Below are 9905 nucleotides of genomic sequence, written 5' to 3'. Positions count from 1 at the left end.
CCTGGTGGAACGGGGTGTTCTCACCGAGCCCGATCCCGGCCTGTTCGTCCTTCCCCAGCCCGCCCCACCGACCACCCCAAAGATCAACCCAAGTTGAGACCCGGCAAAAGCGTGCAGAACGCCCACTAAAAGCCCAGGTCAGCGCCGATGGCCCAGTTCTGGCACCCACAGCCCGACACGGGCCCCGCCCCGCAGGCAAACACGCAGGTCACCGCCCAAATCGGGGTTCTGGAGCCCCGCAGGTCACCATTACTGAGACACACTCCTAGATGGGCGCGGCGAGGCGCGCTGGCGGCGGGTGATGCGTTATTTGCGAGGTGTCAAATTTTTGAGAAGTCTCCCCATGCGGGCCTGGTTCCTGCCAGGCTTGGATCGACGGCTGATGACCCCTCATCGGCGGCCGTCGGGAGGGCAACATGTGGGCTGACTTCTGGGGGGATGGCCATCGCAGAGAATCGAACTATCCGACAGAAGCTTCCACGTCGCATCGGCTGTTCGCCGCGCGGGGTGGGAAAGTTCCACTCGCAAAGTCATCGATCTTTTGACTTCGTCCATGGCTAGCTCGACAGAGCTCTAACCTGGACACGGAAATCTAGCCCACTGCGATAGCGGAAATTTCCTTCTGCCACCGGTGAAGCTCTCAGGAATCACGGTCAACGCCATGCGCGCGTGAGATACACGGGCGCCGAGAAGCGGGGAGAACTTACATCATGCCGTTCAGTCCTGCGAACACGAAGTGGTCGGTCGCTGCGTTTGATGACAACGGCGCTATCGGTAGCTTCCACCCCACTCCGTGGGAGTTCCATCAGGAGGCCATGAACGCCGGAACGCTTTGGGTCGGCGGCTACACGGCGATCCCTGAGGTCAGCAACGGGATCCGCTGCGAGAACCTGAAAGCGGGTGCCGGCGCGGTAAGCGACTCGTTCGAGGTCTTCTTCGTCACTCCGACCCGGTTTATCGCGACCAAGAGCGGCGCTCTTTACCGTTTCGGGAAGAAGCTCTGACGCGCACGTCGCCCTGACAGGTACCGCTGAGAACCAGGAACTTCTCGCCTTCCCCGGAGCGTCCGGGGTGCACAAAGCACCGATCCGGCGCTGCGTCCCTGTGGGGCTCCAGAAACCCGATTCGGCCTGTGAGCTGGTCTTTTGCGGTTGACAGGATCTTCCGCGCAAGTGGCGGCGTTGCGATATTCGTTGATCATGCCGTCGAGGATGCATGTGCGACGGACGGTGGAATCCGGCGTCGGGGTGACCACGGGTGGCGAGTCGGGTGGGTGCTGGCTGAGGGAGCGGTGGGGTCGGTGGGTGTTGAAATGCTCCGCGTAGCTGTCGAGGACCGACGTGAGGTGCCGTTCGGAGATGATCAGCAGCCTGTCGGTGCATTCCCGGCGGGCGGTGCCGACCCAGCGTTCCGCGATCGTGTTCGCCTGCGGGGCTTGAGGGGGTGTGCTTACCACGTCGATGCCGGCCCCGGCGAAGACAGCGTCGACGGAAGCCGTGAATTTCGTATCGCGGTCACGGAGAAGGAACCGGAACCGGTGGCCACACTCGTCGAGATCACCCAGCAGGTTCCGTGCCTGCTGGGTGACCCACGCCGCGGTCGGATGCTTCGTGACCCCGAGGGCGTGGACATGGCGGGTGGCGTGTTCGACGACGAAGAACACGTAGATCCGTTGGAGGAACGCGGTGTCCACGGTGAAGAAGTCGCAGGGCAGCAGGCCGGAGGCCTGCGCGGACAGGAACGTGCGCCAGGAGGTGTCGGACCTGCGGGGTGCGGGGTCGACGCCGGCGCGGTGCAGGATCCGCCAGACGGTGGCGACCCCGACCGGGGAACCCAGCCCGATCAGTTCTCCCTGGATCCGGCGGTGGCCCCAGGTCGGGTTCTCCTGCGCGAGGCGTAGGACCAGTTCGCGGATCTCCCTGCGGACCGGCGGCCGCCCGGGGGTCTTGCGGGGGTAGGTCCATTGGCGTGCGAGGAGGTCACGGTGCCAGCGCAGCACGGTGGCTGGGGTGACGAAGAACGAACCCCAGCTGGACCGGGGTAGCAGCCGGGACAGGGCTGCGAGGATGACGCGGTCCGCCGGTTCCAGGACCGGGCCGGTTCACCTGCCGGCGCAGCACCGCCACCTGATGTCGCAGGACGAGGAGCTCCACGTCTTTCGCGGTGTCGCCGCGCACGCGGAGCAGCATCAGTCCGAGAGTGTTGCGTGTCAGGGCGTAGAGCAGCGACCACACCATGACCGTCCAGCCTGCCCGACACGGACCCCGGCCCGTAGGCAAACACGCAGGTCACCGCCCAAATCGGGGTTCTGGAGCCTCACACGGTCGGAAACGGCACGTCGGTGCATTTCTCGCTCATGCCCAGTAGCCGGGATCTCTGTCATGACCAGCGACACCAGGCTGACGCTGACAGCGCGCATCCTACGGTTTCCGGGCGACTCCGCCGTACATGTACACGTGGGCGTCGTCCAGCGCAGCCGCCTCATCGTCGGGATGCCAGTGGTGGACGAGCACGACGCCGGGGTCGAGGAGTTCCATCCCGTGGAAGAAACGCTCCACCGTGCTTTTGTCACGCGCGATCAGCGGAATGCCGTTGGCCTTGTACGCGGCCTCGCCGGCGTGAACTTCCTCGGGCGCGCTGTCGGCGGTAGTGGTGGAAAGCGCCAGGACACTGCCCGCCGGGAGCGGACGCATGATCCGGTCGATGAGGTCTTGCACGACCGTGTCATCGGCGATGAAGTGCACGATCGCGATCAGACTGACCGCCACGGGCTGGCTCAGGTCGAGGGTTTCCCGCAGCTGGTCGGACTCCAGGATCCCTTCTGGGTTGTGGAGGTCGGCATCGAGATAGGCGGTCCGCCCCTCGGGGGTGCTGGTGAGCAGGGCCCGCGCGTGGACCAACACTATGGGATCGTTATCGACGTAGACGATCCGCGATTCCGGCGCGACCTTCTGGGCGACCTCGTGCAGGTTCGGCGCGGTCGGCAGCCCGGTACCGATGTCCAGGAACTGGCGGATACCGTGCTTCGCGGCCAGGACACGGGCCATCCTGACCATGAAACTTCGGTTCGCCCGCATGGACGTGGACAGGTTCGGCAAACTTTTGACAAACTCCCCAGCCGCCGCCCGGTCGGCCGGGAAGTTGTCCTTGCCGCCCAGGACGTAGTCGTAGACCCGCGCCGAGTGCGCCACGTCGGTTCTCAGGTCGACGTCCGGTGGCACCCAGTCCGGCGCTACCGAGCGGTAGTCCCAGCCAGCATCGTCGCTTTCAGTCACGATCCCCCCTAGTCTCCGACAGTGCCCGTACACGGACGATACTGGCGTTTTCTCCCAGACTCTCCCATGACCCGCAGGGAGCATCCGATGGGGTGGACCGTCCTGCCCGACCAGGACGAGGGCGGCGGGGCCGATGCCGGTGTAGGACCAGCGGACCCCCGTTTGGGTCGGGTTTTATGGGCCTGGTTGTGTGGGGTGTAGGTCGAAGATGGTGTGGCGGATGTCGTCGATGGTGTGGTCGAGGGCGTTGATGGCGCTGGTGAGGCGGGCTGCGGTGATGTCACCGGCGGCCCGGGTCAGGGATTGTAGGTGTAGGCCGATCGCGAAGAGGCGTTGGATGACCTGGTCGTGGAGGTCGCGGGCGATGCGGTCGCGGTCCTGGTAGACGGCGAGGCGGGCCCGGTCGTGTTGGGTCTGGACGAGTTCGACTGCGAGCGCGGCGTCGTGGGTGAACGCCTCGATCAGCTCGACGTCGTGGAGGGGGAGGTGTGCTGTGTCCGTGTGGTTTCCGAGGATGAGCACGGCCGATGATCGCTGCGTGATCCGTAGCGGGAGGATCAGTGCGGTGGCGATAGGCATGTCGGGCGCCGGGGAGATCCTGCTGCCACGCAGGTCGAGACTGTCGAGGACGACGGTGCCACCGGCCGTGAGCTGCTCGGCCACCGGGGTCACGCCCTGTGCGAGGGTCAGCCCGAGCAGGGAATCGGGCGCAGCCGGCAGGCCGGGAGCGACGTCGGCTGTGGTTATCACCAGGTTGCCGTGCTCGTCGGGCACGGCAACCACCCCGATGTCGGTGCCCGCCATCGTTCTCGCCGTGGCTGCGACCAGGTCGAGGGCGTCGCGCGGCTCGGCGGCGGCGAGGACCTGGGTGATGGTGTGCGCGCTTGCGGCCAGCCATGCTCTGCCGTGTTCCGCCCGCCGGTAGAGTCTGCGCAGTTCGTGGTCGGTGCGGTCGCGTTCGAGGGCTGCGGTGAGGATATCGGCCACCGCCTGGACGAATTGGACCTCGTCGTCGGTAAAGCAACGTGGGGTCGTGCTGTGGGCGGCGAGGACACCGAACAGTAACCCTGCGCCGCCGACACGCGTGGCGAGCACGGTGGCGACATCCGGCGAATCTGGCGGGGGTCCGGCCAGAGAACGAGCCAGCTCGGTGACCGGGCTATCGATCACTACAGGCTGGTCGTCGGCCAGGACCCGGTCAAGTAGCGGGCTCGTGCCGACTGCGTCGCCGCCTCGCGGGTCGACGTGGATCAGCTCGCAGCCGGCAACGCTGAGTGTCGAGGCAACCATCGCGGCGGCCTCGCTTACCAGCGCGGCGGTGTCTGAGCTGGAGATGGCCCGGTGGCCGAGCCGGGCGAGGCCTGCCTGACGGTGTTCGGCGCGGCGTAGGTCGGTTATGTCGGCCAGGACGAGCGCGAGCATCTCCTCCCCGTCCCGCAGATAAGGGATCACCGACACCCGCAGCGACCGGCCGGGGCGGGGGTCGGCGATGTCGAGGTCGCTGACCTGGGCGTGGTTGGTGCGTTTCGCGACCGCAACCAGCCCCCACTCACCGCCCAGGGCGCGTTGCCCCGGGACGGCCGGCGCCAACAGTTCCATCAGCTGGGCGAGGGGGTCACCGATGCGCTGCGGTGCTTCGGCCAGCCGATCAACGACCGGTGAGCCTCGCCGTAGCCGCAGATCAGCGTCATACACGACCACCCCCACGGGCAGCTCGCCGCCCGGTGCGTCCGAGGAGACGAGCTCGAGCAGAGCGGCGTGCTCACCGATCGTCTCGCTGCCACGACGGGAGTCAGTGACATCCAGAATCGTGCCGGTGTTACCGATCACCTCACCGGCCCCGTCCCGGAGCACGTTCGCCCTGATCTGCACGCGACGGTAGCTGCCGTCACTGGTGCGGTACCGGGTCTCGTGATGGCAGTGGTTGGCGCCACCGGCGACCACCCCCATGAACAGGGCGACCGTGTACTCCAACTCGTCGGGGTGGACGTAGTCCAGGAACCGGGCACCGAGACTGGGGCCGATCTCGAAGCCGGTCAGCCTCGTCCACGCCCGGTTCAGATACGTCCAGCGGCCTTCCGCGTCGGTCCGGAACACCACCTCGCTCAACGTATCGAGCAGCACGGCGGCCTCAACATCACCGACATGTTCGCCAACCCGGCTCCCCGCGCCGACGTGCCGGGCATCACCTGATACTGATGTCATCGACGGCCCCCCTCCATCGCGACAGCGGATTCCCCCGCCGGGCGCCCGCCGCTGCTCGGGCAGCCACGAACGCCCCTGACGGCCGGCGTCGACCTCAGCCATCCGGCCGACCCGTCATAATCTGCTGTCGTCGGAACAGTACCCCGCGCCCGCGCTGCCGCCTTCCCGGGCGCTAGCCACGGGAGGCGCAGTACTCGTCGCGGTCCTGGCCAAGAGGAAGCAGACCGGGGCGGGTGTAGAGGGTCCGCAGTGTCACGGCGGTCGTCGCGGCAGCCGCCTCAATCTCGTTCACGATCCGTGCCCGGGCCTCGACGGTCGGGGCGTTCATCAGGCGTTCGGCGTTACGCCAGGCGGACTCGCGCCATACGACCAGGATCTGCATCAGCGCCGTGTAGGACAGGCCCAGCGGGGTCGCGATGTTGTCGATCGAGGGGTCGAGCCGATCCGCCGCCTCATGCAGCAGCGGGTCGACGACGCGGTTGAGCATGACGTTGATCTGGTCGTGGTCGGGCTTGCGGCTGCGCCCGTCCGCCGCGACCAGACCCAGCGACGCCAGCACCAGGGGGAGGTCGCGGTTGACGTGCGCGTTCATGCCGAGCAGCAGGTTGCCGGCCCCGGCGAGCCGGCGCTGCTTCGCCGCGTCGAACGCGATCTCCCAGGCGCGTGGCACCGCGGCGCTCTGCCCGACCTGCCAGGCGTCGTAGGCGTGGAAGTAGTAGGCGGCGAACACGGCGTCCTCGGTGTTGACGTAGGAGACGTCGTCGAAGAACCCGGGTTCTGCGGCCACCCGCCGGTATTCCTCCGTCGTACGCAGATACGTCAAAGCGAACACCGCGTTGTGGTCACAGCTCGCCACGAGATCGTCGTAGCGGGTCTGCATCTGGACGATGGTCGCGTCCACGCAGGCCGGATCTCCGGCGGCGCATTCCTCCGCGTCAGCAGGAGCGTAGGCGGTGGGAAGCGGCGGTAGCAGGCTCGTCCAGCCCAGGAATAGTGGCTCCACGGCCCCGGCGGGAGTCGCGGACACCACCGCCACAGTCGCCGCGAGGATACCGGCAACCATCGCCACCACCATTCGGGAAACCAGACCCGCCCGAGCAAGAAAAAGGATCATGGAGTGTGATCTTAGGGCAATGCGACCCAAGGAGGAGCGCGGGCTCCCCTTCATTCATATAGATAGCGCAATACATTAGAACACAATCGTTGATGCGGGTACTTAAGTGCTGTAACCCGCTCTAACCCGGATCTTTCGTGCGCCCAGCAGACAGCGGGAGGTGACGCCGTGTGACCAGAGAAATGCACCCGGCGGAGTCCAGCTCGAGGAAGAACAGGACGTACAGCTTGCTCAGCAGGACGGTGTCTGATGGTGAAGAAGTCGCAGGCCAGTATCCCGTGGGCTTGGGTGTGCAGGAACTGTCGCCAGGTGGGGCTGGTGTGCCGGGGTGTGGGATCGACCTGGGCGGCGCGCGGGATCGTTCAGACGGTGCTGGCCCCGATCTGATGGACGAGTCGGATGAGTTCGGCGTGGATGCGGCGGTAGCCCCAGTGGGGGTTCTCCTTGGCGAGGCGGAGGATCAGCTGGCGGATCTCCGTTGGGGTGGAGGGCCGGCCGGGTGGGCGGTGCGGCTGGGTCCAGCGGCGGCGGACCAGCTGGCGGTGCCAGCGCAGAATCGTCTCTGGTCGCACTAACAAGATCGACCGGGACGCCTGCGGGAGCAGCCGGGCCAGCCCGGCGAGGATCGTGCGGTCGGCCCAGCAGAACCGGGGCCGGGCGACTTGGCGGCGTAGCACGGCGAGTTCGTGGCGGAGCACGAGGATCTCGGCGTCCTTCGCCGCCGAGCTGCGAGCCACCAGCCCCAGCCAGCCTGCCAGCTGACAGAAGACGAGGTAGATCAGCCGAACCGCCATGGCCAGGATCATCCACGTGGTGGTGTCCCGGTCAAGGGCACGTGTAGCCGGTGGGGTATAGGTGTCCGATCGCCTTCAGGGGAAGGCCTATCGATCATCGGGTGAGGCAGAAGCCCTGGTCAGGTCCTGCGGACAGGTTTCGGGCACCCACAGGCAGGCACGGATAGGGCGGCCCCGGTCGGTGCGTCCACACACCGGCCGAGGGCCTCGATCCGAACGTGCGTCGTCAGCAATCCGGACCGTGTCCCAGCATCCCACTGACGGCCGGTATGCGGCACGCGCAGGGCAGCACCTCACCCACCGGCCGTCCGCCCAGCGGGCGTGCCACCAGCCAGCGGACCACACCGAACCAAAGGCAAGTCCAAGCGAACGACCTGAACCGCCGGGTCGAATGGAGCCTCTGACCTTTCCGCCGACACCCATTCGACGCTCCCTGTGATAGCAGGGGTTGTCGTGGTGCCGCCGGTAGCGGCTGTTGCCGGGGTAGGCGCGGCAAGGAGATCTGGTGCATCCAGCGGGACCCGTCGATCTTGGCCGTACATCGTCTTGTCCCGTCTGCTGATCTCTCGCTGGCGCAGGGCGGCTGACCGGTCCCGTGGGTGCTATCTGCGCATCACCGGTGGTGTCGCCGGCTGCTGCCGGGGGACCGTGCGCAGTGGCAGGGTGCTTTCGCGCGGGTCCCGGGCGGCGATGTCGGTCTCACCGAGGTGATCCGCCGGGTCGCGGCCGGCGCGGCGGGGGCATCCGGGACGGAGCCACCCCTCAGCAACGAGACGAAGATCCTGTCCCGCCTGATTCTGTGGACGTGGAACTCGGGGCTGGTGACACCGCCGAGCGCGGTGACGATGATGAACATCAGCACGATGGTCGACCCGAACGTGGTGAGAATACCCAGCGTGAACGGGTCGCATCCGACCTGTGGGTACAGGCTTGGATCGGGCGTGACACGGGTTGCCGCCATCGCCGTGTAGTGCATCCCGCAGACCGCGCCAGCCATGACCGCGGATGCGCTGAGGACCCGGATGATGCCGCCGACACGGAACGCGATCCAGAAGGCGACAGTGGCAGCCACTGTGGCGATGACAACAGAAATCAACACCAAGCTGGGGTTGTAGTCGATCGCCCCGGCGGTCCGCATCGCCGCCATCCCGGTGTAGTGCATCGCCGCGATACCCAGCCCTGCGAAGATGCCGCCGCGAACGAGCCTGTCGGCGTTGAACGGGTCTGCGGCCACCACCCAAATTCCCACCCCGGAGACGGCGACCGCGATGACGAGCGACAGCAGGGTGATCCGGAGGTCGAAGCTGACGGGGACCTCGACGTGATAGGCGACCATCCCGACGAAATGCATCGACCAGATCCCGCCGCCGCCCAGCGCCAGGGCCGTCACCGCCGCCCAGCCAAGCCGCTTGGCCCCGTGGTGCTCCCGGATCCGGGTCGCGCTGGCCAGGGCCGCAAAGGAGCCGAGCGCCGCTAAGCCATAGGAAAGTCCGACGAAATACAGATTGTAGGACGCATCCAGATGGGTATGGGCGGCCGCGAGGCTTACCACGGTCGGATTTGCTGCGGCACCCATGCCATTCACCGCTACTCCCCGTTTTGCGGCTTCACTGTCGCAGAGATTCCTATCGCTTCCCTGCGGTGGAATCCCAGCTCCGACGAGGCAGACCACCCCTGGGCAACACGAAGGATCACAAGAGGGCCACGAGGCGCCCGGGCGGTACGCTGGTGCCGTCACCGACCTCGTGTCGTAACATCAACAGTTCCAAGTCCTTGGACGCTGATGAACGGCCGAGCAGGACAAGCCGGTTACGTACCCGTACGAAGATCAGATGCAGCAGACGTGCGGACACAGCCGACCATCATGCCGTCGATCCCACACCTTCGCGTCACGCCCGGTCACAGACTCAGGCCGACTTCTGGCACCCCACTGGTGGATTTTATGGTCTGTATTTCCGTATGGATCGCGCGCATGGGTTCGGCGGGAAGTTCGATGGAAGACACCTGGGCTGCGCGTATACATTCCGATTCCCGTGCTGGTTTCGCACTGCCGGAACCAGCTGAGGTAGCGTTCCTCCCACACCCTCACCGCGCCTGGAAAATGACCACCAAGAAGGGGATCATTACATGGCCCAGCAGCAGGATCAGCAGCGCCAGCAGGTAGAGCAGCAGCTGCGCCAGAACTGGCGGCAGCTCCGCTACAACATCCTCGACCAATTCGGTCAGATCAGCACGGCGGACCTCGACGCCGCGACCGACATCAATGACCTCGTCGCGCGGATCGCGGACAAGACGAACCACAGTGAGCGCTACGTCGAGAACCGTCTCCGGGAGCTGGCGGGTGTCGGAGGAGGCCAGATCGGGCCCTCCGGCGAGCGTTTCAGTGGCAGCTACAGAGCTTGAATGGTCAGGGTCTGGCTACGGGGGTTCCGGGTCGAGGGGCAGGTCGGTCTGGCCGAGGAAGCCGGCGATCAGGTCGGGGCGGTACTGGATGCGCTTGAGCAGGGTCTTGATCGT

General features: G+C 66.4%; 7 protein-coding genes and 1 pseudogene. 2 read left to right on the top strand and 6 right to left on the bottom strand.

The features are described from left to right. Nucleotides 1-710 precede the first annotated feature (710 nt). Nucleotides 711-1004, top strand: coding sequence for a hypothetical protein (locus FMEAI12_RS02295; RefSeq protein ID WP_112104805.1), 294 nt, complete (start codon nt 711-713; stop codon nt 1002-1004). 170 nt (nt 1005-1174) lie between these two features. Here the strand turns inward: FMEAI12_RS02295 and FMEAI12_RS02290 are convergent. From FMEAI12_RS02290 to FMEAI12_RS02265, 6 genes and pseudogenes are all read right to left on the bottom strand, one after another. After that, nucleotides 1175-2279 (bottom strand): annotated as a pseudogene (locus FMEAI12_RS02290) (integrase core domain-containing protein); the annotation flags it as partial. A 141-nt stretch (nt 2280-2420) separates the two neighbouring features. Continuing rightward, nucleotides 2421-3221 (bottom strand): SAM-dependent methyltransferase, encoded by an 801-nt coding sequence (locus FMEAI12_RS02285; RefSeq protein WP_235013610.1) that lies wholly within the window; start codon nt 3219-3221, stop codon nt 2421-2423. A 228-nt stretch (nt 3222-3449) separates the two neighbouring features. Then, the gene (locus FMEAI12_RS02280; protein ID WP_112104803.1) at nt 3450-5480 is read right to left on the bottom strand and encodes a GAF domain-containing protein; all 2031 of its coding nucleotides are present in this window, start codon (nt 5478-5480) and stop codon (nt 3450-3452) included. 172 nt (nt 5481-5652) lie between these two features. Beyond that, the gene (locus FMEAI12_RS02275) at nt 5653-6543 is read right to left on the bottom strand and encodes a DUF5995 family protein (RefSeq protein ID WP_235013609.1); all 891 of its coding nucleotides are present in this window, start codon (nt 6541-6543) and stop codon (nt 5653-5655) included. Nucleotides 6544-6956: 413 nt separating this feature from the next. Further along, nucleotides 6957-7388: a helix-turn-helix domain-containing protein gene (locus FMEAI12_RS39435; protein WP_200835160.1), complete on the bottom strand. Its 432-nt coding sequence runs from the start codon at nt 7386-7388 to the stop codon at nt 6957-6959. 613 nt (nt 7389-8001) lie between these two features. Further along, complete coding sequence (locus FMEAI12_RS02265; RefSeq protein ID WP_235013608.1) at nt 8002-9060, bottom strand: MHYT domain-containing protein; 1059 nt, start codon at nt 9058-9060, stop codon at nt 8002-8004. 455 nt (nt 9061-9515) lie between these two features. Here FMEAI12_RS02265 and FMEAI12_RS02260 point away from each other — a divergent pair, with 455 nt between their 5' ends. Next, nucleotides 9516-9791 (top strand): hypothetical protein, encoded by a 276-nt coding sequence (locus FMEAI12_RS02260; protein ID WP_112104801.1) that lies wholly within the window; start codon nt 9516-9518, stop codon nt 9789-9791. The last annotated feature ends 114 nt before the right edge of the window (nt 9792-9905 follow it).

It is taken from the genome of Parafrankia sp. Ea1.12, from assembly GCF_900465275.1.
Classification (GTDB): Bacteria; Actinomycetota; Actinomycetes; order Frankiales; family Frankiaceae; genus Parafrankia; species Parafrankia soli.
Note: the sequence above shows the minus strand (reverse complement) of the source record. Positions and strands in the feature narration are given on the sequence as shown.

Excerpts from the sequence above, each read along its gene's own strand:
- FMEAI12_RS02295 (WP_112104805.1), top strand. The coding sequence starts at position 711 with ATGCCGTTCAGTCCTGCGAACACGAAGTGGTCGGTCGCTGCGTTTGAT.
- FMEAI12_RS02280 (WP_112104803.1), bottom strand. The coding sequence starts at position 5,480 with ATGACATCAGTATCAGGTGATGCCCGGCACGTCGGCGCGGGGAGCCGG.
- FMEAI12_RS02275 (WP_235013609.1), bottom strand. The coding sequence starts at position 6,543 with ATGGTTGCCGGTATCCTCGCGGCGACTGTGGCGGTGGTGTCCGCGACT.
- FMEAI12_RS39435 (WP_200835160.1), bottom strand. The coding sequence starts at position 7,388 with ATGGCGGTTCGGCTGATCTACCTCGTCTTCTGTCAGCTGGCAGGCTGG.
- FMEAI12_RS02260 (WP_112104801.1), top strand. The coding sequence starts at position 9,516 with ATGGCCCAGCAGCAGGATCAGCAGCGCCAGCAGGTAGAGCAGCAGCTG.